This window comes from Streptomyces sp. NPDC005803, from assembly GCF_040630435.1.
Lineage (GTDB): Bacteria > Actinomycetota > Actinomycetes > Streptomycetales > Streptomycetaceae > Streptomyces.
In genome coordinates this window covers 15,925-41,004 of the sequence record NZ_JBEXXO010000031.1, presented here as the reverse complement: position 1 = coordinate 41,004, position 25,080 = coordinate 15,925, and the positions used below count along the sequence as shown (strand labels likewise).

Below are 25,080 nucleotides of genomic sequence, written 5' to 3'. Positions count from 1 at the left end.
CCGACGGGAGGTCGCTGAGCGTGGACGCCGCACGGCTTGCCCGCATCGAAGCCCGGCAGGAGATCGGTCAGATCCCGATCCGGTACGCGATCGCGGTCGACTCACGCGACATGGAGTCGTGGGTGAATCTGTTCGTCCCGGACGTGTCCGCCGGCCGGCGAGGCAGAGGCCGTGAGGCCCTGCGCACGTACATCGACCCGATGGCCGCCTGGTTCTACCGCTCGGTCCACCTGATCTGCGGGCACCAGATCGACCTCGGCCCCGACGAAGGGGCGGACGGGCCGACCACGGCGACCGGGAAGGTCTACTGCCGGGCCGAGCACGAGGTCGGCGACCGCTGGATCGTGATGGCGATCCGCTACGACGACGTCTACCGCAAGGTCGCCGGCGCATGGCTCCTTGAATCGCGCAAGGAGCGGTACTGGTACGCCGCCGACGTCACGGAGCGACCGCAGGCGGTGCGCTTCGACAGCTGGGACGGGAACGGCCAGCAGCCGAGCCTGCCCGCACCCGAGGGAACCTGGGAACGGTTCTGGGCCGAGGCCGACGCGGGAGCCGTCACCGCCAGTCCGCTGTCCTGAGCAGTCCGGACGACGACAAGGAGACACATGGACGTCGGGTTGTACTTCGACCTGCGCAACCCCCAGGGCCGGCGAACGGATTGGAAGCGGCTGTACTCGTTCACGCTGGAGGCCTGCGAAGAAGCGGACCGGCTGGGCATCGATTCGCTCTGGTTCTCCGAGCACCACTTGTTCGACGACGGCTACCTGCCGCAGCCGCTGACGTTCGCATCGGCGGTGGCGGCACGGACCCGCCGGGCCCGTATCGGTACGGCCGTGCTGGTGGCTCCCCTGCGGCCGGCGGCGCACATCGCCGAGGAGGCAGCGGTCGTCGACCTGGTCAGCGGGGGCCGGTTGGACCTCGGACTCGGCACCGGCTACCGTCCGCCGGAGTTCGATCTCTACGGGGCGTCGATCGCCCGTCGCTACGGTGCGACGGACGCGCGGGCCCGGGAGATTCGGGCGTTCTGGGACTCGGGCAAGCTGCTGCCTCCACCCGCACAGGACCGGCTTCCCATATGGATGGGCTATCAGGGCCCGAAGGGCGCGCATCGGGCGGGCCTGCTGGGAGAAGGCCTGCTCTCGGCCAATCCCGAACTGGTGGGGCCGTACCGCGAAGGCCTGACAGCGGGCGGCCACGATCCGGCTTCCGCCCGGATGGCCGGCGCCCTCACCGTGTGGCCCACGGACGATCCGGAACGGGACTGGCCCGCCGTGCGCGAGCATGTCCGGTTCCAGAACGACTCGTACCGCAGGCACATGGTGGAGGGAACGGACCAGCCGGCCCCCCGACCCGTCGATCCCGAGAGGATCAGGGCACGGGGCATCACCACCGGTTTCCACAGCCTGCTGCTGGCGACGCCGGAAGAGGCTGCCGCCAAGGTGCGGGAGTTCGTCGGGGACGCCCCGGTGTCCACCGTGTGCTTCTGGGCCTCTCTCGGCGGAATGCCGGAAGAAATGATCATGCGTCAGGTGCGGACCGTGGCTCAGGACCTCGCTCCACTGTTGCGGGGCTGAGCCTGCGTTTCGTTCGGCGAACTCGCCATCGGCGTGTGTCGCGTCGGTGCAACACGACTCTCCCGGAGGACAGACGTGAACAACCGTCAGGAATACCGCTCGGACACCGGCTGCACGGCGAGTGCGCCCTTCGGTGACCTGGAACCGATCGAGGCGGTGAGCGCATCGCTGCGGCAGCCGGGGAAGTCCCTGTCCGCCGTCCTCGAAACCGTCATGACCTCCTATGCGGACCGACCGGCGCTCGCGGTACGCGTGCCGGGGGCCGCGCCCCGGTTCGACACCATCAGCTACCGCACACTGTGGGAGCGGGCCGGCGCGATCGCGGCGGACTGGTATCACCATCCCAGGTCCCCGGTCCGGCCCGGGGACCTGGTGTGCACCCTCGGGTTCACCAGTGCCGAATACGTCACGGTCGACCTGGCGTGCACCAGGCTGGGTGCGGTCGTCGTGCCCCTGCAGAACGGCGCCGACGTCTCGCAGCTGACCCCCATCGTCGCCGAGACCGGGCCCCGCGTCCTGGCGACGAGCCTCGGACAGCTGGGCACCGCCGTCCGATGCGCGCTGGACACCACGGAGGTCGCGAGACTGCTCGTCTTCGACTACGACCCGTCCGACGCCGGCCAGCGCGAGGCCTTCGAGGCCGCCGCCAGCCGGTTGCGCGCGTCGGCCCGCACGATCGAGCTGGAGCCGCTCGCGCCGGTACTCGAACGCGGGGCCGGGCTGCCGCCGATACCCGCGCTCTCCGACGATCCCGACCGCCTGTGCCTGCTCGTCTACACCTCCGGCAGCACGGGCTCGCCCAAGGGCGCGATGTACACCGACTTTCTGGTCGCCTCACTGTGGCGCAAGGCCGTGCCGAAACCCGAAGCCGGGCCCATGGTGGGGGTCAATTTCCTCCCCCTCAGCCACCTCGCCGGGCGGACGTCCCTCATGTCGACGCTCGCCGCCGGCGGGACGAGTTGCTTCGCCTCCCGCAGTGACCTGTCCACGCTGTTCGATGACTTCGCGGAGGTCCGGCCGACCAGGCTGTTTCTCGTGCCGCGCGTCCTGGACATGCTCTTCCAGCGCTACTGCGCCGAAGTGGACCGACGCGCTGCCACGGAGAGCGACCGCGCCCGCGTCGAGCAGGAGGTCAAGACCGAACTGCGCGAGAAGGTGCTCGGCGGCCGACTGCGGCTGGCCGGCATCGGTTCGGCCCCTGTGTCCCCGGAGATGGCCGAGTTCACCGAATCGTGCCTCGACGTTCCGTTGATCCACGGCTACGGGATGACGGAGGCCGGCGGCGGCGTCCTGTCGAACCACCGCGTGCTGCGCCCGCTGGTACAGGATTACCGGCTCGTGGACGTCCCGGAGCTCGGCTATCTCACGACAGACACCCCGCACCCCCGGGGCGAACTGCTGCTCAAGACCCAGACGATCTTCGCCGGGTACTACAAGCGGCCCGAGCTGACGGCATCGGTGTTCGACGAGAACGGCTTCTACCGCACCGGCGACATCATGGCCCAGGTCGGCCACGACGAGTTGGTCTACATCGACCGCCGGTCCAACGTACTCAAGCTGTCCCAGGGCGAGTTCGTAACCATCTCCCGGCTGGAGTCCGCCTACGCGACGAGTCCCTCGGTCCGCCAGATCTTCATCTACGGCAACAGTGAACGCGCCTATCCCCTGGCGGTCGTCGTCCCGACCGAGAGCGCTCTGCACAAGGCCGCCGGCGACACCGCGCGCCTCAGAACGGCACTGCACGAGTCGCTGCGCGCCGTCGCACGCGAGGCACGGCTTCAGCCGTACGAGATCCCGCGCGACTTCCTCGTCGAGACGGAGCCGTTCAGCACGGCGAACGGCCTGCTGTCCGACATTCGCAAGCTGTTGCGGCCCCGCGTGACCGAGGGCTACCGCGACCGCCTTGAACAGCTCTATGCCGAGCTCGCCGAACAGGAGAAGAACGAGCTGCGCGCGCTGCGTCGAGCGGGCCAGGACGAGCCCGCACTGGACCTGGTGCTCCGCGCGGCGCGCGCGACGCTCGGTTCGACCGACCCCGTCGATTCCGACGCGCGTTTCATCGACCTCGGTGGCGACTCCCTGTCGGCGCTGTCCTTCGCGCGCCTGCTCGAAGAGATCTTCCAGGTCGACGTGCCGGTGAGCACGATCATCAGTCCCGCCAACGACCTGGGAAAACTGACCGACGCCATCGAGCGTGCGCGGGGCACCGAGCGGACCACACCGGGGTTCGCCGACGTCCACTCCCCCGGTGCCCGGCAGGTGCGGGCAGCCGAGCTGACCCTGGACGCGTTCCTTGCCCCCGAGGTACTCGCCGCGGCCCACGAGTTGCCGGGACCGGGCACGGACGTCCGCACGGTTCTGGTCACCGGCGCGAACGGCTACCTGGGCAGGTTCCTGTGCCTGGACTGGCTGGAACGGATGGCGGCACGGGGCGGGACAGTGGTGTGCCTGGTGCGAGGCACGGACGAGGACGCCGCGCGCGCCCGCCTCGACGCGGCCTTCGACAGCGGGGACCCCGTCCTGTCCCGGCGGTTCCGTGACCTCGCGGCGCAGCACCTCGTGGTGGTCCCGGGTGATCTCGGGGAGGCCGGACTCGGCCTGACCGAGGCTTCGTGGCAGCGCCTCGCGTCGGACGTGGACCTCATCGTGCACCCGGGCGCGCTCGTCAACCATCTGCTCTCCTACGAGCAGTTGTTCGGCCCCAACGTCGTGGGCACCGCCGAGCTGATCCGCCTCGCGCTGACGACCCGCAAGAAGCGCTTCGTCTTCCTTTCGACCGTCGCCGTCGTCACGGACCAGGCCGGCACCGCCGACGAGGACTCGGACATCCGGGAGACCAGCCCCGTACGCGACCTGAACGACCGGTACGCGAACGGTTACGGGACCAGCAAATGGGCCGGCGAGATCCTGCTTCGCGAAGCGCACGACAAGCACGGTCTGCCCGTGGCCGTGTTCCGGTCGGACATGATCCTGGCCCACAGTGACTACCGCGGGCAGCTCAACGCCCCCGACCTCTTCACTCGCCTGCTGTTCAGCCTCGTCGCCACCGGCGTCGCCCCGCGGTCCTTCTATCGTGGCGACGCGAGCCGGGCGCACTACGACGGATTGCCGGTCGATTTCACCGCTACCGCCGTGACGGAGCTCGGCGAGCGGGTCACGTCCGGGCACCGCACGTTCAACGTGGTCAATCCGCACGACGACGGGATATCGCTCGACACGTTCGTCGACTGGCTCACCGAGGACGGCAGGCCGATCACTCGGATCGACGACTACGCCGACTGGCTGGAGCGCTTCGGGACAGCGTTGCGGGCGCTCCCCGAGGAACGCAGGCAGCACTCGGTCCTCCCGCTGCTGCACGCCTTCGACCGGCCTTCCGAGGCAACCGGGGGCGCCGTCGTCCCTGCTGAACGGTTCCGCGCCGCGGTGCGCGCCGCGGGCCTGGGGTGGGGCGGGGAGATCCCGCACATCGGTCAGGACCTCATCAAGAAGTACCTCGCCGACCTCGAGGTCCTGGGAATGCAGGCCTGAGCCTTTGGTCTTCAGGTGCGACCCCCGGACGACTCACAGCCACCGCCAGGAGGAGCAACGATGTCTGAAAGTCCCTTCGGCACCACGGATCTCAGCCGGGCCGCGATCGTGGTCGAGCCCTCCGGCACGGTGGTCACCTATGCGGAGTTGGAGGCACGGTCGAACCGGGCCGCGCACCTGTTCCGCGCCCGCGGCCTGGAGCGCGGCTCCTGTGTGGCGATCCTGTCCGAAAATCGCGCGGAGTACCTGGAACTGGCCTGGGCCGCGCAGCGGGCCGGACTCTACTACGTGGGCTTGAACATCCACCTCACTCCCGCCGAGGCCGCCCACATCGTCCGCGACAGCGGGGCCGGGCTGGTTGTCGCCTCGGACACCCTCGGCGAGCTGGCCGACGAGACCCTGGCGGAGCCCGGGTTCGCGCCGGCAGGGCGGCTCATGCTCGGCACCCCCCGTGAAGGCTGGGAAAGCTACGAGGCCGAGGTCGCGCAGCTGCCCGGCACCCCGGTCGACGACCAGTCCGAGGGAGACTTCCTCCTCTACTCCTCCGGCACCACCGGGAGGCCGAAGGGCATCGAGCGGCCGCTCCCGGGCGGGCCGCTCGGGAGCGCCCCCGACCTGCCGGGGCAATGGCTGCGCGAGCTGATGGGCTTCGCACCGGGCGATGTGTACCTGTCCCCCGCACCGCTCTACCACGCCGCACCCCTGGCCTGGTCGATGAGCACGCACCGCAACGGCGGCACGGCGGTGGTCCTGGAGCGCTTCGACGCCGAGCTCGCGCTCGCCGTCATCGAGCGCCACCGGGTGACGCACAGTCAGTGGGTGCCGACGATGTTCGCCCGCCTGCTCAAGCTGCCGGCACCGGTGAGGGCCAGGTACGACCGCTCCAGTCTGCGGCACGCGGTCCACGCCGCGGCGCCGTGTCCGCCCGAGGTGAAGCGCGCGATGATCGAGTGGTGGGGTCCTGTGCTCTTCGAGTACTACTCGAGCACGGAGGGGGCCGGGGTCACGTCGATCACATCGGAGGAATGGCTGCGCAAACCGGGTTCGGTGGGCAGAGCGCTGATGGGCCGGCCGCACATCGTCGACGACGAAGGCAACGAGCTCCCCACGGGCACGGTCGGCACGATCTGGTTCGAGGGCACGACCGGGTTCTCCTACCACGACGACCCGGACAAGACCGCCGCCGCTCACGACGCCCAGGGAAGGACGTCGGTCGGCGATGTCGGCCACCTCGACGAGGACGGGTACCTGTTCCTCAGCGACCGCCGGGCCCATCTCATCATCTCCGGCGGGGTGAACATCTACCCGCGGGAGATCGAGGACGCGCTCCTCATGCATCCGGCCGTCGCCGACCTGGGCGTGGTCGGGCTGCCCGATCCGGAGATGGGTGAACGCGTGGTCGCGGTCGTGCAGCTTCAGGACCCGGCCGCGGCAGGCCCGGAACTGGCCGCGGAACTCGTCGAGTTCGCCCGCACGAAGCTGGGCGGATACAAGGTGCCTCGCGACATTCGCTTCAGCGGGGAACTGCCGCGCACACCGACCGGGAAAATGCGCAAGCACGAGCTGAGGGACCGCCTGTTGCACGAGTGAGTCGTCCCGAGCGCGCTCGGGACGACTAGGCCACTTCTTGATAGAGTGCTCTCAATTTGAGACTCTCTATCAGAATGGTGGACGCCGATGACCACACTCCGGGAGCGGAACCGTCTGCGCGCCCGACAGGACATCACGACCGCCGCGCTGAAGCTGTTCGCCGAGCAGGGCTACGACGCCACGACGGTCGAGCAGATCGCGCGCGCGGCGGGGCTGTCCAGCGCGACGGTGTTCCGGCACTTCCCGAGCAAGGAGGACATCCTCTTCGGCGACGAGGACTCCTCGGCCGCGGCGATGGTGCACCACGTCGCGAACCGCACGGATCGTTCGATCGGCGTCGCGGCGCTCGCCGAAGGGGTCGGGAAGTTCGCCGCCGAACTCCAGGACGAGCGGATCCACGCGCTGACGCGCCTGGTCATGACCAACCGATCGCTGGAGGCCCGGAGCCTGCGCATGCGCTTGCGCTGGGAGCGCGACATCGCCCGCCAGCTCGCGTCGGAGGAGGGCGTCGGAAGCCCTGCCTTGGCCCACACCCTGATCGCCTCCATCGCCATCTCCTGTTTCAGTGCGGCGCTGCGTCACTGGAACAGAGACGATCCGTCGACCACACTCACGGACCTGGTGACGCTCGCGTTCGAACAGCCCCTTCTGCACCGCCCCGCGCCACCGCAGAGCTGAGGGGTCAGTCCACCTTCGCCGTCGCGGTGCCGGACACCACGGTGGCGCCGCCCTGGTTCCTGGTCACGATCGACAGCTGCGCCACTCCCTCCTCGACGGAGGTCACGGTGATCTCAGCGGTGAGTGTGTCGCCGGGCCACACCTGCGCGGTGAAGCGCACACCGTACGAGAGCAGACGCTCCTCACCGACCCATTCGGTGAGCGCCCTCCCGGTCATCCCCATCGTGAGCATTCCATGGGCGAACACACCGGAATAGCCTGCTATTTCACGGGCAAACCGCTCGTCGGTGTGCAGCGGGTTGTAGTCCCCGGACGCCCCGGCGTACTGCACGAGCCGCGTCCGGGTCAGGTCTTCCACCAGCACCGTCTCGCGGGATTCGCCGGCCTTCAACGTGATGTCGGTGAGCGTCATGCGTTCTCCTCGTTCGGTACGCGCAGGACCGAGACAGCCGTCGCCGTCACGACGAGCTCGCCCGACCGGTCGCGGTACTCGGTGATCATCTCGGCGAACTTCAGCGTCCCCGAGCGGCCCTTCTTCTCCCACGTCTCACCGTCCCGCTCCACTGCGGACAGCACGTCGCCCACCCGGACCGGCCGGTGATACGTGTACTTCTGCTCGGCGTGCAGTCTGCCGCCGCCTTCGGGCATCTCGCCGGGGCCGCCGGCCGAGCCGAACCAGGTCTCGCGGCCGGGTCGAAGCCGGTGGCCCGGCTCGAACTGAGCGGACGCCTGGACGAACGTCGGCGGCGCGAACTCGATGTTCGCGGTGTCCGCCCCGTCCTCGGCATCGGCGTAGCCCACCGCGCGACGGAACATCAGAATGTGTCCGGCCTCGACCGGAAAACGCTCCACAGACATGTCTCTCCTCACCTACCTACCCACGCACATTATATAGATAAATCAGCTAGATAATTTTAGCGCTCTGCGCCCCGCCCGCGCCCGTCCCCCTCAGTCCCCCGCCCTCGCCTGCTCGGCGAGTGCGTCCGCGTGCTTGGCGCGCGCCGCCTCGACCCGCGCCGGAAGCCACTCGGTCGGCAGGTCCCCGGGCGCGGGCTTGTGGTCGCGGAGGATGAGACGTGCCGCGGAGGTCACGTGGGACTCGGTCGGGCCGTCCCAGACCCCGTAGCCGGGTGCGAGCTGCCACATCCCACCGAACGGCATCTCGTTCGAAAGACCCAGCGCGCCGTGCAGGTGCATCGCCCGCTCGGTGACATCGTGGGCGACACGAGCGGACAGCACCTTCGCCACCGCGATGTCCCGCCGCACGTCCTTGCTGTAGCCCCGGCCCTGGTCGATGCGCCAGGCCGTACGCAGCACGAAGAGGCGGAACTGTTCGATCTGCGCGTAGGAGTCGGCGATCGCCAGCTGGACCAGCTGCTGGTCCGCGAGCGGCCTGCCGCGCGTGGATCGGCTGAGCACGCGCTCACAGGCCATGTCGAAGGCGTACTTCGCCTGTCCGACCGCCCGCATCGCGTGGTGGATGCGCCCGCCCGACAGCCGGGTCTGCGCGATCTCGAAGCCCTGCCCCGGCTCGCCGAGCAGCCCCTCGTCCGCGACCCGTACGTTCTCGTACCGGACGAGCGCGTGGTCCATGGCGTCCTCGGGCTCGCCCATGTACCTGGTGCGACGCGCCGTGACGATGCCCGGGGTGTCACGCGGCACGAGGAACATCGACATGCGGCGATGCGGATCGGCGTCGGCATCGGTCACGGCCATCACGATGAGGAAGGCCGCGTGCTCGGAGTTGGAGGTGAAGAACTTCTCGCCATTGATCACCCAGCCGTCGCCGTCACGCTCGGCGGCACACCGGAAGGCGAGCGGATCGGCGCCACCCTGCGGTTCGGTCATCGAGAACGCGGAGAACAACTCGCCGTCCAGCAGGGGCTGCAGATACCGCTCGCGCTGCTCGGGCGTGCCGTAGTGCGCGATGATCTCGGCATTGCCCGTGTCGGGCCCCTGTACCCCGAAGATCGTGGGCCCCCACTGGAACGGTGAGATGATCTCGTTCATCAAACTCAGCTTCACCTGGCCGAAACCGCGCCCGCCGAGCTCCGGGCCGAGGTGACAGGCCCACAACCCACGATTCTTGACCTGCCGCTTCAGTGGGTCGATCACCTTCTTCAGCCACGTCGGCGGAACCCGGTGGTCGAAGTGCGGCCACAACAGGTCGAGCGGCCCCACTTCCTCGAGGACGAACTCGCGCATCCACTGGAGTTCCTTCTCGAACTCCGGTTCAGTGCTGAAGTCCCACATGTCTCTTCTCCCTCAGGACATCTGCCGGTACGCGCCGCCGTCGACGCGGATCAGGGTTCCTGTCACGAACGACGAGGCCCCGGTCGCGAGCCACAGCGCGGGCCCGACGAAATCCGCAGGCGTGCCGAGCCGAGCCAGCGGGGTCCCACGGCGAGCTGACTCACGGACATCCGGTGGCCACGCGGCCGCGATATCGGTGTCGACCGCACCCGGCAGCAGCGCGTTGACCCGCACCGCCGGCGCGAACTCCCCCGACAGGCCGACGGTGAGCGCGTTGAGACCCGCCTTGGCGCAGGCATAGACCAGTTCGTCGGCACCAGGGCGCAGCGAGCCGATGGTGCTGATGTTGATGATCGATCCGCTGCCCGCCTCGACCATGCGCTGCCCGAGCCGGATCGAGAGTCTGAACGGGCCCTTGAGGTTCACCCCGGAGACCTTGTCGAAGTACGCCTCGTCGATGGTGCCGACGCCGTCGTGCCGGGGCGACACCCCCGCGTTGTTGACCAGCACGTCGCAACGGCCGAACTCGCTCAGCACGGTGTCCGCGAGCCGGTCGCTGTCCTCCCAGCGCGCCGCATGGTAGGCGACCGGCAACGCGCGGACGCCGTACTCCTTCGTCAGTCGCCGAGCCACCGCCTCGCAGTTTTCGAGCTTGCGGCTCGCGATGACCACGTCGGCGCCCGCGCGGGCGCAGCCCTCCGCGATCGCCAGACCGATGCCCCGGCTGCCTCCCGTGACGGCCGCGACCTTGCCGCTCAGCTCGCCGCTCACACCCGCTCTCCCCGGGCGAAGGCAGCCGCACCGCGGGTCAACCGCGGCACCAGCGCGAACATCTGGCTCTTTTCGTCGGGTACGCCGGCCTTGTGGTCACGTGCGTACCGGCCTTCGAGGATCACCGCCAGCTTGAACAGTGCCAACGTCTCGTAGTACGGCAGCGCCGACAGGTCGCGCCCGGATCGTTCGGCGTACCTGGCGGCCAGCTCGGCACGCGTCGGGTAATGATCACTCCCTCCCGCCTGCAAACCGATGATGGGCTCCTCGCCCGGGTCGGTCCACCGCGCGAGCAGATGACCGATGTCGAGGAGCGGATCGCCGATCGTGCCGGTGTCCCAGTCGACGATGGCGGCCAGCCGTGCGGGGGCCTCGGGCGCGACCATCACGTTGAACGGGCTGTAGTCACCGTGCAGGATCGCCGGTGGGCTCGTCTCCGGCCGGTTCTTCTCCAGCCAGTCGACGAGGAAGTCCAACTCCGGCAGGTCCCGCACCCGGTAGCGGTCCAACTGCGCGAGCCAGCGCGACACCTGCCGCTCCAGGAAGCCGTCCGGCCTGCCCAGTCCCTCCAGGCCGCCGGCCCGCCAGTCGACCGCTGCAAGGCTGACGAGCCCGTCCACATAGGAAGCGGCGAGGCCGCGCCGCAGCGCCGGATCGGACGCGAACGGCTCCGGCAGCTCGAAACCCGGTGTGAACCCGTCGACCTTGTCCATGATCAGGAACGGGCTGCCGAGTACCGTGGTGTCCTCGCACAGGAGGTGCACGTGCGGATGCGGTACATCGGTGCCCTCGAGTGCGCACAGGATCCGGTACTCGCGCGCCATGTTCGACGCGCTCTTGTCGTTGAGTTCCGCCGGCGGCCGCCGCAGCACCCACGCATGCTCGCCGCGGCGCAGCTCGAACAACGCGTTGGCCACTCCCACGTCCGTGCCGATGCGACGCGCGCTCAACTCCCCGTCGTCCGGCCCCAATCGGTCGCCGAGCCAGTCCGAGAGCGACTGCAGGTCCATCTCCATATGCATCGCCCCCGCCCCTAGAACCCCATGGAACGGCCGATGAGATCCTTCATGATCTCGTTGGTTCCCCCGTACACCCGCTGCACCCGGGCGTCCCGCCACATGCGGGCGATCTCGTACTCGTTCATGTAGCCGTACCCGCCGTACAGCTGCAGGCAGCGGTCGAGAATCTCCCACTGCGTCTCGGTGGTCCACCACTTCGCCCCGGCGGCCTCCGCCGGTGTCAGCTCACCGGAGTTGACCTTCACGATGCACTGGTCCAGATACGTCTGCATGACCTCGATCTTGGTCTGCATCTCTGCCAGTGCGTGCCGGTTGACCTGGAAGTTTCCGATCGGCTGGCCGAACGCCTCGCGCTCTCGGGCGTATTCCACCGTCAGGCTGAAGGCACGACGCGAACTGGCGACCGCGTGGACGGCGATGCCGAGGCGCTCCTTGGGCAGGTTGCGCATCAGGTGGTAGAAGCCCTTGTTCTCCTCACCCACGAGGTTCTCGACCGGCACCCGGACATCCTCGAAGTGCAGCTCCGACGTGTCGGCCGAGTACTGCCCGATCTTGTCCAGCTTGCGCCCCTTGGTGAACCCCTCAGTGCCCGCCTCGACAATGATCAGACTGATGCCCCTGTGGCCGGCCGACGGATCGGTCTTGCACGCCACCATGACCAGGTCGGACAACAGGCCGTTGGAGATGAAGGTCTTGGAGCCGTTGATGACGTAGTGGTCACCGTCGCGCGTGGCCGTGGTGCGGAGGTTACGGACATCGGAGCCGGCTCCGGGTTCGGACATCGCGATCGCCGTGATGAGCTCACCCGACACGAAGCCCGGCAGCCAACGCCGCTTCTGCTCGTCGGTGGTGAGCTCGATGAGGTACGGCGCGAGGATGTCGTTCTGGAGGGCGAAACCTACGCCGACCGAGCCGCTGAGCCAGTACTCCTCGCTCAGGATGGCATTGAACCGGAAATCGCGGATCCCCTGCCCGCCGAACTCCTCGGGCACCTCCCAGCCCAGCAGTCCCTGGCGGCCGGCCTTGCGCCACACCTCCTTGCCGGTGTCGCCCTTCTTCTCCCACTCGTCGACGTGGGGCACACACTCCTTCTCGAAGAAGGTACGTGCGGTCTCCCGGAACTGCTCGTGCTCCGGCTCGAAGATCGATCGCTTCATCGACGTCGCCACCCTCTCAGCCATCACTTGTTTCATTTAACTTATTACACTTGACCGGCGTGATGGGAAGAGGTCGGACCGCTCGCAGCGACTCAGCCTCATACAGATTAATCATCTATATACTTCTGTCATGGTGATGACGAACTTGACCACTGATGACGCGTCGCCCGCGCTGACCGATCGCCTGAGGAGCGCGTCGGTCGAGGCCGGACTGGGCCTCCAGGTGGCGGATGTACGCCCCGGCCAGGTCGACTTGAACGTTTTGATCAGGCCCGGGTATGTGGCCGCGGACGGCCGACTCTCCCCCGTGGTGGCGGGAATCGTGGCAGACGCGACCGTCGGCATACCGGCGTTCGCACCGGCCTCCGAGCCGCAGAGCGGGGTGACGGTCGAGCTCAGGCTGGATCACGTCGGCGGTCCGGCGCCCACCGCGCGGCGACTGGAGATCACCGGACGCGTACTCGGTCTCGGGGGCGAGACGGCCACCGGCCGGGCAGAGATCCGTGACGACCTCGGGACCCTCGTGGCCCACGCAGTCGGCCTGCTGGCCGTGGACAGGCCCGGTACGGGGCTCGATCCTGCCGCGACCTCCGACCCCCTGGCCCCGTTCGACCCGACGAAGATCGCCCCGGCCCCACAGGGCGACGGGACGGCGTACGCGAACATCTCCCCCGGCATGCTGAACCGACGCGGAACCGTCCACGGAGGCGTACTCATGGGCCTGGCCGGCGAGGCGCAGGAGCTGTTCCTCGGATCGCACCGAGGAGGACACCGGCTGCAACTGTCGATGAACTACCTCCGGCCCGCTTCGGCCGGGGGCCGCCTGATCCTGCGTTCGGAGTTCGTGCGGCGCGGTCGGCGGGTGTGTGCCGTCCGCACCGAGCTGCTCGACATCAACGGCAAGCTCGTCGCCGTGGCACACGGCACCAGCGCACCGCCCGTCGACCACGATCGCTGACCACCGTCGATCGGACCGCCATCGACACCCCCGCACCTTTCCCCCACCCGGCCCACCGCGCTACGATCAGTTATATAAATACTCTCTTTACGTCGACTGAGGAGATTCCATGGGCATGTTGGACGGCAAGGTGGCCATCGTCACCGGCGGTGGCCGAGGGCTGGGGCGCGCGCACTGCCTTGCCCTCGCGGAGGCCGGTGCGTCCGTGGTGGTCAACGACCTCGGCGGCGGCCTGCACGGCGAAGCGGTCGACGACTCGCCTGCCGACCAGGTCGTCGCGGAGATCACCAAGGCCGGAGGCCGGGCCGCCGCCAACGGCGCCTCGGTGAGCGACTGGGATGCCATGGGCTCCCTGGTCGACGAGACTGTCGCGGAGTTCGGCCGACTGGACATCGTGGTCAACAACGCGGGGATCGTCCGCGACCGCATGATCTTCTCGATGGAGGAGGCGGACTTCGACGCGGTGCTCGCCGTCCACCTCAAGGGCACCTTCGCACTCACCCGGCATGCCTGCGCGTACTGGCGCGCCGCGCACAAGCGGGGCGAGCACGTGGCCGGCCGCGTCATCAGCACGACGTCCGGGGTCGGCCTCTTCGGCACCGTCGGCCAGACGAACTACGGATCGGCCAAGGCCGCCATCGCCGGACTCACCCAGTGCGTCGCCCTGGAGATGCGCAGGTACGGAGTGACGGCCAACGCCATCTCCCCCATCGCCACCACCCGGATGACCGAGGGTCTCCCGGTGGGCGAACCACAGACCGGAGCCGACGGGTTCGACCCGCGCGATCCGGCGAACGCCTCGGGTGTCGTGACCTACCTCGCCTCCGACGCTGCCGCATGGGTCACCGGACAGGTGCTGCGAGTCGACGGCAACACTCTGAACCGCATGGGGAGTTGGACCATCGCCGCACAGCACCGCAGCAGTGACGGCTGCATCCTCACCGCTGACGAGCTGGTGACGGCCGTTCCCCAGATGTACGGCGCGGCCCCGACCGGGCGCCCTGTCGCCCGGCACGTCTGAGGAAGCGCGGGACGACGACGATGAGGTGTGACATGGACGGCAAGGACGTGGCAGCTCTGCTGCTGCGTGGCTCCCTGGGCCCGATGCTGTTCGCCCACGGCCGCAACAAGGTGGCCGGGGGCCTGGACGGCACGACCGGTTGGTTCGAGGCTCTGGGTCTGCGCCCGGCGCGGGCCCATGCGGTGATGGCCGCGGCCACCGAGATGGGTGCGGGCGCCGCCATCACCGCCGGGGTCGCGGGACCGCTGCCGGCCGCGGCGGCGGTCGGCCTGATGGCGGTCGCCGCGCGGACCGACCACCGTGGCAAGGGCTTCTTCGTCTTCAAGGGCGGATGGGAGTACACCGGTGTCGTGGCGGGCGCCAGCGTCGCACTGGCGGCGCTGGGCAACGGCCGCGTATCGCTCGACCGCCTGCTCGGTCGGCAGACGCGCGGCGGAGTCCGCGGCGCCGTCACGGCCGCCGGCCTGGGCTGCGCCGCCGCAGCCGCGCTGCTCGCCGCGTGCTACCGCCCCGCCAGTGCGGAGCCCGAGGGCGCGAAGCAGTCCGATGATGACGCGTTCTCCCGTCCGCCGGCCGCCTCGTGAGCATGCGCCACAGCGGTGAACCTGTGCGCACGTCACTCCCCTCACAGCCGAGCAGACGAACGGAGAAGGCTGATGCAGTACGAGGACTTCGCTCCCGATCTACTGGTGACGGCCGAGGGGCCGCTGCGGTTGGTCGAGCTCAACCGGCCCGAGCAGCTCAACTCGATGAGCGATCTGCTCCACAGCGGGCTCGCCGCGCTCTGGGACCGCATCGCCACGGACGAGGAGGCGCGGGCGGTCATCCTCACCGGACGCGGGCGCGCCTTCAGCGCCGGAGGCAACTTCGAGGTCATGACCCGCGTCCAACGGGACGCCGGATTCCGCGAGCAGAACGTGGTGGAGGCCCGCCGGATCGTCACCGGCATGCTGCGCTGCCCTGTCCCGGTCATCGCGGCGGTGAACGGTCCGGCCGTAGGACTGGGGACGAGCCTCGCACTGCTGAGTGACCTCGTGCTCATCTCGGAGAAGGCCTACTTCGCCGATCCCCACCTGGGCGTGGGTCTGGTGCCCGGGGACGGGGGCGCGCTCGCGCTGCCGCTGCTGGTCGGACCGCTGCGAGCCAAGGAGCTGCTCTTCTTCGGTTCGCGGGTGAACCCGCAGGACGCCGTCCGGCTGGGCCTGGCGAACCGTGTCGTGGCACCGGACAAGCTGCTCGACGAGGCCCGCGAACTCGCCGACCGACTGGCCCGGCTGCCGGTGCAGGCGGTGCGGGACACGAAACGGCTGGTCAACCTGCATCTGGAACAGGCCGCGGCGGCCGTCCTCGAGCCCTCGCTGATGGCGGAGCGCCAGAGCATGGCCTCCGCCGAGCACATCGCCCTCGTGGCGGAGCTCATCGCCCGCCATGAGAAGAAGGCCGGGACACGTAAGGAGAAGGCGCAGTGAGCGCGGTCGACAAGGAGGAATTCGCCGGCCGGGTGGCCCTGGTCACCGCCGGCGCCGGACGCGGCATCGGCCAGGCCGTGTGCCGCAGGCTCGCGGCCGGAGGCGCGACGGTCGTGGTCACCGACCGCCACCCCGGGCGCACCGAGGACGTCGCCGCCGCGATCGCCGAGGACCACCCCCAGGCGCGGGTACTCGGACTGACCCTGGACGTCGGGGAGCGCGCGGCCATCGACCGGGTCGTGGACACCACGGTCGAGCGCTTCGGGTCGATCGACATCCTGGTGAACAACGCCGCGGTCAACGTGGTCGCGCCGATCTTCGACTACGACCCGGACACCTGGGACTGGGTGGTCAAGGTCAATCTGACCGGCCCCTGGTACCTCTGCCGTCGGATCATGCCGCTGATGCGTGACCACGGCGGAGGGAACGTCGTGAACATCGGCAGCTACGCGCCCGACGTGGGCGGCCAGGGGATCGAGGCACCGTACGCCGCCACCAAGGGCGCGCTCAACGTCCTCACCCGCAGCTGCGCGCACGAGGGCGGGCCGCACGGCATCCGAGTCAACTGTGTCTCCATGGGCATGGTGCAGGGCACCAAGTTCGTGGACGACCACCCCGAGCTGAGGGAGCAGCCAGGGGTGCTGGGGGTTCTCGGAGACCTCCCGCACGCCCGGGACATCGCGGAGGCGGTGGCCTATCTGGCCTCCGAACGCGCCCGTTTCGTCACCGGCGAGATCCTCAACGTCGCCGCCGGCTCCTACATGCGCAACTGATCGCCGCCGCACACGAGGAGGGGCCCCGCGGATCCGTTTCGCGGGGCCCCTCGGCACGGGCACGGGTGACGCGCCCCCGGGCGGTCAGGAATCGAGGCCGGCGAAGCGCGGGGGACGACGCTCCATGAAGCTGACCACGCCCTCCCGGTAGTCGGGTGCGCTCCTGGCGGCTCGAAGGGCGATGATCGCGGCGTCCCGGCCGGCGTGGAACGAACGGTCCCCGTCCTCCAGCAGCTGCCGCTTGATGACCGCCATCGCCGCCGGACTACAGGTGTCCGCCAGTTGGTTGGCGTACTCCATCGCGGTCGGCAGCAGGTCCTCGGGCTCGAGTATCCGGTTCAGCAGCCCCATGTCCTTCGCCTCCACCGCGGTGAAACGGCGCGAGGAGAGCAGCAGATCCGCCGCGTTGCCCAGCCCCACGATGCGCTGGAGCAGCCAGGAGACGCCGTCCTCGGCGACCAGTCCGCGTGCGCTGAAGGCCGCCGAGAACTTGGCCGTGGCCGACGCGAAACGCAGGTCGCACATGAGCGCCTGGTTGAATCCGATGCCCGCGCAGGCCCCGTTGACCGCGGCGATCACCGGCTTGGGGAAACTCATCGGCCGGGTCCGCGGGGGGAAGCGGTCGGTCGGCCACGGCGCCGCTCCCGACGAGGCGCCGTCCAGGACCGACATGTCCATCCCCGGGCAGAAGCTGCGCCCGGCACCGGTCAGCACGACCGCTCGGACCTGCGGGTCCGCGGCCGCCTTGTCGAACGACTCGTTGTACAGCTCCTCCATCTCCACGGTCCAGGAGTTGTGCCGCTCCGGCCGGTTGAGGGTCAGCAGCAGTACGCCGTGTTCATTGAGTTCGCTGAGGATCACTGGCTCATGACGCCCCTCGGCGGAGTTCTCCTGCTTGGTCATCGGTGTCCTTTCGCGGCCGCTCAGGTGTCCTGTCACCGGTCCCTCGGCTTGGCCTGATACGCGTGGCGCTCTGCCGACGGGGCCGTACATCCGGCCGGGCTCACTCTCCGGTGAAGCGCGGCTCCCGGCGTTCCCGGAAGGCCTGCAGTCCCTCGGCGCTGTCGCGGGTGCTGTGCAGCACGGAGACGGTCTCGCGCTCGTAGTCGATCCCCTGACGCAGATCCGCCGCCACGGCGGCGTCCACCAGGCGCTTGCCCGCCGCGAGCGCCAGTGGTGCGCCGGCCGCCAGGGCCTCGGCCAGTTCGAAGGCGGCGTCCAGGCCCCCACCGGGCTCGGCCAACTCGTTCACAAGCCCGAGCGTGTGAGCGCGTTCGGCGTCGATCGGCTTTCCGGTGAGGATCATCTGGCGCGCCACCGCCGGGGCGATCAAGCGCGGCAGCCGCTGCGTACCCCCCGCGCCCGGCAGCACGCCGAGCTTCATCTCGGGGACGCCCAGGAGGGTCCCGCGCTCGGCGACCCGCAGATCGCAGGCGAGCGAGAGCTCCAGGCCGCCCCCGTACGCGAAGCCGTGCAAGGCCGCCACCGAGGGCAGCGAGTGCTCCTGGAGACGCTGGAAGACCTCTGTCAGATGTCCGACGAAGTCACGGAACCGGGCCGAGGGCGCCGGGCTTTCTGCGAACGAGCCGATCTCCGCGAGGTCCGCGCCGGCAGAGAAGCCCCGCCCCTCCCCCGTGAGCACCACCGCGCGGACCGCGCGCTCGGCCCGGAGCGCGCGCAGTTCCTCGTCGAGGCGGTCCACCAGCGCGGTACTGAGGGCATTGAGCTGCTTGGGCCTGTCCAGCGTCAATATCGCTACGCGGCCGCGCAGTTCGGTGCGGACCAGCGGCTCGGTCGTCTGTGTCATCTGTCCCATCCGGCTGCTCACATCATCGTCAGGCCGCCGCTGACCGAGACGGTCTGCCCGGTCATGTAGGCGGCGGAATCGGAGGCCAGGAAGACCACCACGCCGGCGATGTCGTCCGGCTGGGCGACCCTGCGCAACGGGATGCTCCGGACCGTGGCTTCCACGATCTTCGGGTTGAAGTCGTTCACCTGGCCCAGCAGCGAGGTCTCGGTGGGACCGGGGGCGACGGTGTTGACGGTGATGCCGTGACGCGCGACCTCGCGGGCCAGCGCCTTGCCGAAGGCGATGACCCCGCCCTTGGTCGCCGAGTAGACGACCTCGCCGGACGAGCCGACCCGGCCGGCATCCGAGGCGATGTTGACGATCCGCCCACCGCTCCCCTCGATCATGTCGTCCAGCACCGCGCGGGTCACCGTGATGGTGCCGCGCAGGTTCACGGAGATGATGCGGTCCCAGTCCGCCTCGTCGGTGTCCATGAACATGCGAACGACGTCCACCGCGGCGTTGTTCACCAACAGGTTCACGGGCCCCAGTTCGCGGCGGACCGCGGACAGCGCCTCGCGCACCTGCGCGGAGTCCGAGATGTCCGCGGTCACCCCGACCGTGCGCACCCCGTGTGCCTCCGCCAGCTCACCGGCCGTCTTCCCGGCCGTGTCGCCGTCGACATCGCAGACGGCGACCGCCGCTCCAGCGGCGGCCAGGCGCTCGGCAATCGCTCGTCCGATCCCCCGCCCTGCGCCCGTCACCAGAGCGACACGCCCGGTCAGTTCCTTCGCCATCAATGCTCCTTCACTCTCGGGACCCGTTCCCAGCCCGCACCGCGTAGCTGAATTATTTGAAGAGCACGATCAGGCGGCGGGCTCGGATCCCAGCACGGAGACGAACGACACACACTCACCCGGCCCGCCCCCGAGGTTGTGCGTGAGCGCGAGCGAGCGGCCGTCGGCCACGGTCTGCAGAGCCCGCTCCTTCGGCGCCTCACCGCGCAGCTGCAGCCATGCCTCGAACATCATCCGCAGCCCGGAGGCGCCGATCGGGTGCCCGAACGCCTTGAGTCCACCGTCCGGGTTGACCGGCAGGGCGCCGTCCCGGTCGAAGGCCCCCGCCGACGCGTCCTTCCACCCCTGCCCGCGCTCCGAGAAGCCGAGGTCCTCCATCAGGACCAGCTCGGTGGGGGTGAAGCAGTCGTGCACCTCGGCAAGGGCCAGCTCCGAGCGGGGATCGACGATCCCGGCCTGCCGGTAGGCCTCTTGGGCTGCCTGCACCACCTCGGGGAACGAGGTGAAGTCGTAGGACGGGTCGCTCACGCCGTCCGCGGCACCGGCGACGAAGGAGAGCGCCTTCACGAAGATCGGCTTGTCCGTGTAGCGGTAGGCGTCCTCGGCCCGGACCACGATCGCGGCGGCCGAACCGTCGGACACGCCCGAGCAGTCGAAGACGCCGAGCATGCCCGCCACGGTCGGCGCGTTCCGGATCCGGTCCATGGGCACCTCCTTGCGGAACTGTGCCCGTGGGTTCAACGCTCCGTTGACGTGGTTCTTCCATGCGATGCGGGTGAGCACCTCCTTGAGATCCTCCTCCGACACTCCGTACTTCGCGGCGTACGCGGGGGCCAGCAGGGAGAAGTTCGCCGGGGCGGTGATGTCCCCGCGGCTGTCGTCGCCCGCTCCGGGCATCGTCGTGCCGCTCAAGCCGGACAGGCCCGAGTCCTTGAGCTTCTCGACACCGACCGCCATGGCCACGTCGTAGGCGCCCGACGCCACCGCGTAGCAGGCGTTGCGCAGCGCCTCCGAGCCGGTGGCGCACATGTTCTCGACCCGGGTCACCGGTCGCCCGCGGAGCCGCAGCGGGCGGCTCAGCGACAGACCGGAGACGCCGGAGGCCTGAGTGCCGAACCAGAAGGCGTCCACATCGGGCAGGGTGATGCCGGCCGATTGCACCGCGTCGCCGACCGCGTCGATCAGCAGGTCGTCGGCGGACTTGTCCCAGCGCTCGCCGAAGGGCGTGCAGCCCATTCCTACGATCGCGACCCGGTCACGAATCCCGTGCGAACCCATCAGCGTGCTCCCTCTCGCGACACGTTCCCGTCCGCGGTCGCAGGCGCGGGCGCCTCGGCCTCGCGTACCGGACGGGCCTTCCAGAAGTAGTTGTGAATTCCGTTGGCGGTGACCGTGCGGCGGAAGGTCATCTCCACCCGCCCCCCGATCACGGCTTCGGCCTCGGTCGCGTCAGTGAGTTCGCACCGGAAGCGCCCGCCGCCGTCGAAGTCGACGACCACCGCGATCATCGGCGGACTGGGGGTGAAGGCGAGGCGGTCCACCGTGAACGTGGCCACCTTGCCGCGCACGTGCTCCATCGGCTCCGCGGCCATCGCGTCCACCTCGCCGCAGGAGCGGCAGACCCGCTCGGCCGGCAGATGCCGGGTCGCGCACTTCTCGCAGCGCGAGCCGATGAAGGCGTACTTCCAGGCCGCACGACGGTGGGCCGGCGGCGCATAGGGCGGCTCCGGGTCCGGGCGGCGCGGCGGCTCGCGGTCGAGCATGCCGCGCCAGGACAGGAAGGTCGCGTACTTCATCGGCGGCGCACCCGCCGCGGCCTGACCGGCCACCGGCTTGGCGGCGCGGTGCGCGGGCAGCGCGTCGGTGGTCCGGAAGAGCAGCACACTGACGCCGTCGCCGAGGACCACCAGGGCGATGGTCTCCCCGGGCTGCGCGCGGTCCAGTGCGTCCGCCAGTTGCAGACCCGGCTGCGCCGTTCCGGCGTTCCCGATGATGCCCGTGTAGTCCGGGGCGTGGGCCTCCGGGCGGACGTCGGCCGAACGCCGTACGGTGGCGCAGGCCCGGGCGTGCAGGCCGGCCACCGCGAAATGGTCGATCGCCGAGGCGGCGACACCTGCCCCGTCGAGGGCGGACGTCAGCGCCTTGGCCGCCTGAGAAACGTATATCCCCTCGCTGAACCGCTCCTCCCAGACCCGGGAGGACGAGGCACCGGGCAGTCGCCAGCGCTCGAGGATCTCGTCGCTGACCGAGCTGTGGCCGATCAGCTGGGCGAGTACCGGCATGTCCTCACGGTGACCGGCGAACAGGAAGGCCGCGGCGCCGTCACCACCCGCGGATTCGTCCGCGCCGCCGGGCGCCCCCGTCCGCAGGTCGGCGAGCACCGACAGCGTCGGCACGGCGGCCGCCGCCCCCGCGAGCAGAGCGGCGACGCCGGAGCGCACGGCGCCGGTCATGTCGGCGGCCAGCACCTGCTCGTCCAGACCCAGGGCGGCGTGCACCGCCGCGGCGTTCGTCTTGTCCAGATAGGGCGGCGTCGCGGTGGCCAGGAACAGCTGGTCGACCCTCTCCCTCGCCCGGCCCGGGGGGAGTGCGACACGGGCCGCCTCCACGGCCATCGAGGTGGTGTCCTCGTCGTAGGACGCCACCGATCGCGTTCCCTTGCCGCCTCCCGACCCCAGCGTCTCGGCTATGTCCGCTCGTCGCAGACGGTGGTACGGCACGTAGGCGCCGTAGGCGATGATCCCGGCCATCCCGCGTCCTCTCCGGTCTCGGATCGTCCTGCCAACTCAGCGCGAGAGTAGCATATCTATTTAACTATTTAAACGGCTTCAGTGATCGTCGGGCCCGCACCACCCGGCCACCTCCGCGCGGATTCTCTCGGTGTCGGCCCCGAGCGCCGGAACCCCGCCACTGGGCGGCTCCCAGTGCCGGGCCAGGGCCGGAGGCAGCAGAACGGGGACATCGCCGACCGGTGTCCCGGCCTCCCTCCAGCGGCCACGCTCCGCGAGCTGTGGATGCACCGCCAGGTCCCGGACTCCGTTGAGCCGGGCATTGCCGATGCCGGCTCCATCCGCGAGGCGCTGGATGTCCTCCAGGTCGCGCTCCATGCACCAGGAACCCAGGATCTCGTCGAGTTCGGCGCGGTGCCGGACCCGGCCGGAATTGCGGGCATAGCGGGGGTCGTCCCTGAGCTCCGGTCGTCCCAGGAGCCGCTCCGTCATCCGCAGCCATTCGCGATCACTCGTCGTGCCGAGCACGACGGTCAGACCGTCCCGGGTCGGATAGGCGCCGTACGGGGCCACCATGGGCGAGCCCATGCCGACCGGCACCGGCTCCTCGCCTCCGTGCAGAACGGAGTTGAGCGCGAAACCCATCATCTCGGCCACCACGTCGAGCATCGCCACCGGAATCACCGCCCCGCGCCCGGTCCGCTCCCGCTCGTACAGAGCGGCGAGGACAGCGGAGTAGGCGTACAGCCCGGTCCCGATGTCGGCGACCGGAACACCCGGTTTGGCCGGCTGCCCCGCACGGCCGGTGATCGCGCATGACCCGCCCTCGGCCTGGACCAGCAGGTCGTAGGCCCTCTTGTGGTCCAGCGATCCTCCGGTGCCGTAGCCCGAGATGTCGACGACGACCAACCGGGGGTGACGCCCGGCGAGGTCGTCGGGCGCCAGACCCAGGCGCCCGAGTGCCCCCGGGGCCAGATTGCTGACGAAGACGTCGGCCCGAGCCACCAGCCGGTCGAAGAACTCCCGCCCCTCCGGGTCGGCCAGGTCGATCTCGACGGACTCCTTGCCGTGATTGAGCCAGACGAAATGGGCCGCCATCCCGCGCACGCTCGTGTCGTAGTACCGGGCGGTGTCACCGATTCCCGGGTTCTCGATCTTGATCACGCGCGCACCGAGATCGGCGAGATGCCGCGTACAGAGCGGGGCCGCCACGGCCTGCTCGATGCTCACGACGGTGACTCCTTCGAGGGGGGCACTCACCCGGTCACTCCTCTCACCCGCAATGGCGACTACGTCGAGCGCACACGTTCCCGTAGAGCTCGACGCGCACCCTGCCGCCACCGAAACCTATTGTCAACAATGATTTAGCTATTAAGGCGCCCGATCGGCCAGGGCGTCCCCTCCTGTCCACGCCCCGGACATCAGAACGCAACATTGTCGCGATCGTGGTCACCTGTTAGTTTCCGGTCATCGGCTCGCGAATCGCGAGGCACTCACCGGGGAGGCTGGTCGATGGAGCCCACGCACCTGGAAGCCCGGATGGCGCCGCTCGGCAAGGGGGTGCGCTGGGGAACGGCGGGTGCACTCCCCCTGGCCGACCCCGGCTTCTCCGCCATCCCCCGCCCGTCCACCGCACGGTCCGCCGCCGACAAGTCCCGCGCGGACTGGTGCGCGGACGTGTCCTCGCTGGTGGGCAGCGATGTCACGGACCGCAGATACGTTCTCGGCTGGCGTCACCTGCAACCCGATGCGCCCGGCCGATGGGACCGGGCAGCGCTCGACCGCTGCGACCGCCACCTCGACTCCCTCCTCGCCCTGGGCGTGGACCCCTGGCTGACCCTGCTCCACGTGGACCTGCCCGCCTGGGCCGAGCGGGACGGCGGATGGCTGACCAGAATGACCGCGGAGCGGTTCGCGGCCTACGCCGGGGAGGTGGGACGCCGGTTCGGGGACCGCGTACGAGGCTGGATCACCTCCACCGAGCTCGTCGCCCCCTCGGTGGCCGACCACGTCCTCGGGATGCTGCCGAACGACCACGGGTGCGCGGGGGAGGGCCTGCGCAGCGTCCACCACGTGCTGCTCGGACACGGGCTGGCCGCACAGGCCCTGCGCGCCGCGGGCGTCCGCGGCGCGGTCGGCACGACCTCCATCCTTCTTTCCGGGTATCCGGCCCTCGACGACCCATGGGACCGCTCGGCGGTGGAGGATCTGGAGTTCTGGGCCAACCGGTTCCTCCTCGAACCGCTGTTGACCGGACGCCACCTCGCCACCGAGGAGGGCCACTGCCCGGTGTCCGAGACGGGAGCGGTCCGCGAGGGCGACCTGGCCGCCATCGCCACACCCCTCGACACCCTCGCCCTCGCCTGGAACTCCCCGCTGCGGGTGACCTCGCCGGAGAACCTGCCCCGGCTGCTCCCCCCGTCCGGTCTCTTCGAGTCACTCAACGACGCCAACCGGGTCATGGCGCAGTTCGGCTTCGCGGTCCTCCCGTTCGACGACCTGCCGACCAACGGAGAGGGCTGGCCGATCATGCCGGAGGCGCTGGCCGACGCGCTGGCCATGCTGCACGACTGCTACGGAGCCGCCCTCCCGCCGCTGCGGGTGAGCGACAGTGGAATGGGACTGCTTCAGGCCGGCTCCGACAGCATCCGCCCCGACCGCCGTCGCACCGCCCTGGCGGCCCAGCTCGCCTGGCTGGCCGACGTCGTGGACAGCGGCGTCCCGCTGGCCGCGTACGAGTACTGGCCGCTACAGGACAACCACGAGTGGAAGTACCGGTACGCACGCCGCTACACGCTGCCGGTGGACACCGACTCGCTCACCCCTCCGCCGCCGCTGCCCCGCGACTGGGCCCGGACCGGCGCCTTCGCTCGCCACGTCGCGCCGATTCCGGACTCTTCCCCCGCACCGGACTCCCCCCGCACAACAGGCAGGTCCGGGCGCCGACTCGCCGCCGTTCCGAGTTAGAGAT

At 69.8% G+C, this 25,080-nt stretch carries 23 protein-coding genes; 11 read left to right on the top strand and 12 right to left on the bottom strand.

Translation table 11 applies throughout. The features are described 5' to 3' along the window. Positions 1 to 20 precede the first annotated feature (20 nt). The 5 genes from ABZ454_RS32795 (at position 21) to ABZ454_RS32775 (ending at position 7,373) form a co-directional block, all read left to right on the top strand. A complete protein-coding gene (locus tag ABZ454_RS32795) occupies positions 21 to 581 on the top strand; it encodes a nuclear transport factor 2 family protein (RefSeq protein WP_359543236.1) in 561 nt (186 codons plus the stop codon). A 27-nt stretch (positions 582 to 608) separates the two neighbouring features. Further along, entirely contained in the window at positions 609 to 1,577 is a 969-nt protein-coding gene (locus ABZ454_RS32790) for an LLM class flavin-dependent oxidoreductase (RefSeq protein WP_359543234.1), read from the top strand. A 75-nt stretch (positions 1,578 to 1,652) separates the two neighbouring features. Beyond that, positions 1,653 to 5,105 carry a carboxylic acid reductase gene (car, locus tag ABZ454_RS32785; protein WP_359543232.1) on the top strand — a complete coding sequence of 1,151 codons (3,453 nt, stop codon included), beginning with the start codon at positions 1,653 to 1,655 and terminating at the stop codon, positions 5,103 to 5,105. Between the two features lie 60 nt (positions 5,106 to 5,165). Further along, positions 5,166 to 6,695, top strand: coding sequence for an acyl-CoA synthetase (locus tag ABZ454_RS32780; protein WP_359543231.1), 1,530 nt, complete (start codon positions 5,166 to 5,168; stop codon positions 6,693 to 6,695). 87 nt (positions 6,696 to 6,782) lie between these two features. Beyond that, positions 6,783 to 7,373, top strand: coding sequence for a TetR family transcriptional regulator (locus ABZ454_RS32775; protein ID WP_359543229.1), 591 nt, complete (start codon positions 6,783 to 6,785; stop codon positions 7,371 to 7,373). A 4-nt stretch (positions 7,374 to 7,377) separates the two neighbouring features. On the opposite strand, the gene ABZ454_RS32770 is transcribed toward ABZ454_RS32775, so the two are convergent. The 6 genes from ABZ454_RS32770 to ABZ454_RS32745 form a co-directional block, all read right to left on the bottom strand. Beyond that, entirely contained in the window at positions 7,378 to 7,785 is a 408-nt protein-coding gene (locus ABZ454_RS32770; RefSeq protein WP_359543227.1) for a MaoC/PaaZ C-terminal domain-containing protein, read from the bottom strand. Next, complete coding sequence (locus ABZ454_RS32765) at positions 7,782 to 8,231, bottom strand: MaoC family dehydratase N-terminal domain-containing protein (RefSeq protein WP_359543225.1); 450 nt, start codon at positions 8,229 to 8,231, stop codon at positions 7,782 to 7,784. The genes ABZ454_RS32770 and ABZ454_RS32765 overlap by 4 nt, the downstream gene beginning before the upstream one ends. A gap of 90 nt (positions 8,232 to 8,321) precedes the next feature. Beyond that, on the bottom strand, positions 8,322 to 9,626 hold the full coding sequence (locus tag ABZ454_RS32760; RefSeq protein ID WP_359543223.1) for an acyl-CoA dehydrogenase family protein: 1,305 nt from the start codon (positions 9,624 to 9,626) through the stop codon (positions 8,322 to 8,324). A gap of 12 nt (positions 9,627 to 9,638) precedes the next feature. After that, complete coding sequence (locus ABZ454_RS32755; RefSeq protein ID WP_359543221.1) at positions 9,639 to 10,397, bottom strand: glucose 1-dehydrogenase; 759 nt, start codon at positions 10,395 to 10,397, stop codon at positions 9,639 to 9,641. Continuing rightward, positions 10,394 to 11,419 carry a phosphotransferase family protein gene (locus ABZ454_RS32750; protein WP_359543219.1) on the bottom strand — a complete coding sequence of 342 codons (1,026 nt, stop codon included), beginning with the start codon at positions 11,417 to 11,419 and terminating at the stop codon, positions 10,394 to 10,396. The genes ABZ454_RS32755 and ABZ454_RS32750 overlap by 4 nt, the downstream gene beginning before the upstream one ends. Positions 11,420 to 11,430: 11 nt before the next feature. After that, a complete protein-coding gene (locus tag ABZ454_RS32745) occupies positions 11,431 to 12,573 on the bottom strand; it encodes an acyl-CoA dehydrogenase family protein (RefSeq protein WP_359543218.1) in 1,143 nt (380 codons plus the stop codon). A gap of 130 nt (positions 12,574 to 12,703) precedes the next feature. Here ABZ454_RS32745 and ABZ454_RS32740 point away from each other — a divergent pair, with 130 nt between their 5' ends. The 5 genes from ABZ454_RS32740 (at position 12,704) to ABZ454_RS32720 (ending at position 16,794) form a co-directional block, all read left to right on the top strand. Then, positions 12,704 to 13,531, top strand: a complete 828-nt coding sequence (locus ABZ454_RS32740) for a PaaI family thioesterase (RefSeq protein WP_359543216.1) — start codon at positions 12,704 to 12,706, stop codon at positions 13,529 to 13,531. Between the two features lie 109 nt (positions 13,532 to 13,640). Beyond that, a complete protein-coding gene (locus tag ABZ454_RS32735; protein ID WP_359543215.1) occupies positions 13,641 to 14,552 on the top strand; it encodes an SDR family NAD(P)-dependent oxidoreductase in 912 nt (303 codons plus the stop codon). Between the two features lie 32 nt (positions 14,553 to 14,584). Further along, positions 14,585 to 15,136 carry a DoxX family protein gene (locus ABZ454_RS32730; protein WP_359543213.1) on the top strand — a complete coding sequence of 184 codons (552 nt, stop codon included), beginning with the start codon at positions 14,585 to 14,587 and terminating at the stop codon, positions 15,134 to 15,136. 72 nt (positions 15,137 to 15,208) lie between these two features. Next, complete coding sequence (locus tag ABZ454_RS32725; RefSeq protein WP_359543212.1) at positions 15,209 to 16,021, top strand: enoyl-CoA hydratase/isomerase family protein; 813 nt, start codon at positions 15,209 to 15,211, stop codon at positions 16,019 to 16,021. Next, positions 16,018 to 16,794 (top strand): SDR family oxidoreductase, encoded by a 777-nt coding sequence (locus ABZ454_RS32720; RefSeq protein WP_359543211.1) that lies wholly within the window; start codon positions 16,018 to 16,020, stop codon positions 16,792 to 16,794. The genes ABZ454_RS32725 and ABZ454_RS32720 overlap by 4 nt, the downstream gene beginning before the upstream one ends. An 84-nt stretch (positions 16,795 to 16,878) precedes the next feature. Here ABZ454_RS32720 and ABZ454_RS32715 read toward each other — a convergent pair whose 3' ends face one another. The 6 genes from ABZ454_RS32715 to ABZ454_RS32690 all read right to left on the bottom strand — a co-directional run bounded on the left by ABZ454_RS32715 (position 16,879) and on the right by ABZ454_RS32690 (position 23,369). Beyond that, positions 16,879 to 17,697 carry an enoyl-CoA hydratase-related protein gene (locus tag ABZ454_RS32715; RefSeq protein ID WP_359543210.1) on the bottom strand — a complete coding sequence of 273 codons (819 nt, stop codon included), beginning with the start codon at positions 17,695 to 17,697 and terminating at the stop codon, positions 16,879 to 16,881. Between the two features lie 100 nt (positions 17,698 to 17,797). After that, positions 17,798 to 18,601: an enoyl-CoA hydratase/isomerase family protein gene (locus tag ABZ454_RS32710; protein WP_359543208.1), complete on the bottom strand. Its 804-nt coding sequence runs from the start codon at positions 18,599 to 18,601 to the stop codon at positions 17,798 to 17,800. Positions 18,602 to 18,618: 17 nt separating this feature from the next. After that, positions 18,619 to 19,380 (bottom strand): 3-oxoacyl-ACP reductase family protein, encoded by a 762-nt coding sequence (locus tag ABZ454_RS32705; protein ID WP_359543207.1) that lies wholly within the window; start codon positions 19,378 to 19,380, stop codon positions 18,619 to 18,621. 69 nt (positions 19,381 to 19,449) lie between these two features. After that, complete coding sequence (locus ABZ454_RS32700) at positions 19,450 to 20,658, bottom strand: acetyl-CoA acetyltransferase (protein ID WP_359543206.1); 1,209 nt, start codon at positions 20,656 to 20,658, stop codon at positions 19,450 to 19,452. Then, positions 20,658 to 22,130, bottom strand: coding sequence for an OB-fold domain-containing protein (locus ABZ454_RS32695; RefSeq protein ID WP_359543204.1), 1,473 nt, complete (start codon positions 22,128 to 22,130; stop codon positions 20,658 to 20,660). The genes ABZ454_RS32700 and ABZ454_RS32695 overlap by 1 nt, the downstream gene beginning before the upstream one ends. Positions 22,131 to 22,208: 78 nt before the next feature. Further along, positions 22,209 to 23,369: a CoA transferase gene (locus tag ABZ454_RS32690; RefSeq protein WP_359543203.1), complete on the bottom strand. Its 1,161-nt coding sequence runs from the start codon at positions 23,367 to 23,369 to the stop codon at positions 22,209 to 22,211. 252 nt (positions 23,370 to 23,621) lie between these two features. Here ABZ454_RS32690 and ABZ454_RS32685 point away from each other — a divergent pair, with 252 nt between their 5' ends. Beyond that, positions 23,622 to 25,076, top strand: a complete 1,455-nt coding sequence (locus ABZ454_RS32685) for a family 1 glycosylhydrolase (protein ID WP_359543201.1) — start codon at positions 23,622 to 23,624, stop codon at positions 25,074 to 25,076. Positions 25,077 to 25,080: the final 4 nt, after the last annotated feature.

What these genes read in the sequence shown, in the direction of transcription:
- ABZ454_RS32725 (WP_359543212.1), top strand. Translation starts at nt 15,209, where the DNA reads ATGCAGTACGAGGACTTCGCTCCCGATCTACTGGTGACGGCCGAGGGG.
- ABZ454_RS32745 (WP_359543218.1), bottom strand. Translation starts at nt 12,573, where the DNA reads ATGAAGCGATCGATCTTCGAGCCGGAGCACGAGCAGTTCCGGGAGACC.
- ABZ454_RS32775 (WP_359543229.1), top strand. Translation starts at nt 6,783, where the DNA reads ATGACCACACTCCGGGAGCGGAACCGTCTGCGCGCCCGACAGGACATC.
- ABZ454_RS32735 (WP_359543215.1), top strand. Translation starts at nt 13,641, where the DNA reads ATGGGCATGTTGGACGGCAAGGTGGCCATCGTCACCGGCGGTGGCCGA.
- ABZ454_RS32710 (WP_359543208.1), bottom strand. Translation starts at nt 18,601, where the DNA reads ATGACACAGACGACCGAGCCGCTGGTCCGCACCGAACTGCGCGGCCGC.
- ABZ454_RS32765 (WP_359543225.1), bottom strand. Translation starts at nt 8,231, where the DNA reads ATGTCTGTGGAGCGTTTTCCGGTCGAGGCCGGACACATTCTGATGTTC.
- ABZ454_RS32740 (WP_359543216.1), top strand. Translation starts at nt 12,704, where the DNA reads ATGGTGATGACGAACTTGACCACTGATGACGCGTCGCCCGCGCTGACC.
- ABZ454_RS32770 (WP_359543227.1), bottom strand. Translation starts at nt 7,785, where the DNA reads ATGACGCTCACCGACATCACGTTGAAGGCCGGCGAATCCCGCGAGACG.
- ABZ454_RS32750 (WP_359543219.1), bottom strand. Translation starts at nt 11,419, where the DNA reads ATGCATATGGAGATGGACCTGCAGTCGCTCTCGGACTGGCTCGGCGAC.
- ABZ454_RS32730 (WP_359543213.1), top strand. Translation starts at nt 14,585, where the DNA reads ATGGACGGCAAGGACGTGGCAGCTCTGCTGCTGCGTGGCTCCCTGGGC.
- ABZ454_RS32705 (WP_359543207.1), bottom strand. Translation starts at nt 19,380, where the DNA reads ATGGCGAAGGAACTGACCGGGCGTGTCGCTCTGGTGACGGGCGCAGGG.
- ABZ454_RS32715 (WP_359543210.1), bottom strand. Translation starts at nt 17,697, where the DNA reads ATGACCAAGCAGGAGAACTCCGCCGAGGGGCGTCATGAGCCAGTGATC.
- ABZ454_RS32700 (WP_359543206.1), bottom strand. Translation starts at nt 20,658, where the DNA reads ATGGGTTCGCACGGGATTCGTGACCGGGTCGCGATCGTAGGAATGGGC.
- ABZ454_RS32695 (WP_359543204.1), bottom strand. Translation starts at nt 22,130, where the DNA reads ATGGCCGGGATCATCGCCTACGGCGCCTACGTGCCGTACCACCGTCTG.
- ABZ454_RS32760 (WP_359543223.1), bottom strand. Translation starts at nt 9,626, where the DNA reads ATGTGGGACTTCAGCACTGAACCGGAGTTCGAGAAGGAACTCCAGTGG.
- ABZ454_RS32780 (WP_359543231.1), top strand. Translation starts at nt 5,166, where the DNA reads ATGTCTGAAAGTCCCTTCGGCACCACGGATCTCAGCCGGGCCGCGATC.
- ABZ454_RS32790 (WP_359543234.1), top strand. Translation starts at nt 609, where the DNA reads ATGGACGTCGGGTTGTACTTCGACCTGCGCAACCCCCAGGGCCGGCGA.
- ABZ454_RS32685 (WP_359543201.1), top strand. Translation starts at nt 23,622, where the DNA reads ATGGAGCCCACGCACCTGGAAGCCCGGATGGCGCCGCTCGGCAAGGGG.